This is a genomic window from Pseudomonas sp. KCJK9016, from assembly GCF_046231795.1.
Classification (GTDB): Bacteria; Pseudomonadota; Gammaproteobacteria; order Pseudomonadales; family Pseudomonadaceae; genus Aquipseudomonas; species Aquipseudomonas bananamidigenes.
In genome coordinates this window covers 1-1,476 of record NZ_JBJJMM010000062.1, presented here as the reverse complement: position 1 = coordinate 1,476, position 1,476 = coordinate 1, and the positions used below count along the sequence as shown (strand labels likewise).

Annotated in this window: 1 protein-coding gene; it reads right to left on the bottom strand. The window is 63.6% G+C overall.

What is annotated here, in order from left to right:
- On the bottom strand, positions 1 to 1,476 hold a 1,476-nt coding region (locus tag ACK6BI_RS27970), incomplete at both ends, for a condensation domain-containing protein (protein WP_409319658.1).

Below are 1,476 nucleotides of genomic sequence, written 5' to 3'. Positions count from 1 at the left end.
ACAGGCTCTCGACCGCAAGCGCCATGTAGTCGCAGATCCGCCCGGCATCGATCCCGGCCGTGGTCAACGCGGTCAGGCTGAAGTCTTCGCCCAGATCATCGACGCTCAGGCTCAGGCGGTAGTTGCTGCGTTCTTCGGCATCGAGCAACTGCATGCCCTGCCATGCCGCCACGGCCTCGTCGGACGGTGTACCCCCGCCACCGCTGTGGCGGTAATTGAACAACGCATTGAACAGCGGTGAGCCCGGCGCCATGGCGCTGCAACGCTGCACCAGTGCCAGCGGCGCGTGTTCGTGGTGCAACAAACGGTTCAAGCGCTGATGGGTCGCCAGTACGGCTTCCTTCACTGAATGTCCGCTCAGATCAATGCGCAGCGGCAGCGTGTTGATGAACACGCCCAGCGCCCGTTCGGCACCTTCACCACCATGCAGACGGCCAAGCATCACCGTGCCGAACACCACGTTTTCACGCCCCGACAACTGCCCCAGCACGCTGGCCCAGGCCAGGTGCATCAGGCTCGCAGCGCTGATGCCCAGACGCCTGGCCCTGGCCCTGACCCGCTGGCTCAACGCGGTGTCCAGCAACCGTTGCGCATGCCCGTTGCCGCTGTCCGCGACCGTGCCCTGACCATACGGCAGGGTCGGCTCGTCGATATCGCCGAGCATCTCGCGGAAGAACGTTTCATGTTCCTCCTCGCTCAACCCCGAACGTGTGCGGGCGACATAAGTGCGATACGGCACCGGTTCGGCCAATTGTCGTATCTGCCCGAGCAAGACCGACTGCATTTCGAGACGCAGCACGTCCAGCGCAATGTGATCCATCACCAGGTGATGGAACAGCAGCAGCGCCACCACGCGCCGATTGACCGCATCCCAACCATGCACTACCCGCATCAATGGCGCCTGCGTGACGGCCATGCGGTATTGCTGTGCATCGAACCGGCTGCGCAGCTGGCTCAGTGCATCCGTTTCGCTGTCATCCAGCTCCACCGTTTCACACACCAGCGAAGCCTGGCGCCAGACCACTTGCACCGGTTCTGCCAGTCCGTCCCAGAACAGCGACGTGCGCAGAATGTCATGGCGCTCGATCACGGCCTGCAAGGCCTCGGCAAACACCCGCAGACGGGATTCATCGGCAAACGCAAACTGCGCCTGCAAGACATACGGATCGCCCTGAGGTGCCGACAAGTGATGGAACAGAATGCCCGCCTGCAATGGCGCCAGCGGGTAGATGTCCTGTACGTTCGCTGCGCCGCCGGGAATGCTGGCGACGATTCGGTCGATGGCGGGCTGATCCAGTGCAACCAGCGGCAACATGTCCGGGGTGATGTGTTTGCAGTCCGGCGCAATCCGGTTGGCCGGGATCTCGGCTTCCGTCTCATCGCCGACCGCAGCCGCCAGCGCGGCAAGCGTCGGTTGACTGAACAGCACACGGACATCGGCCGTCAGCCCGACGTGCCGCATCCGCGCCACCAGAT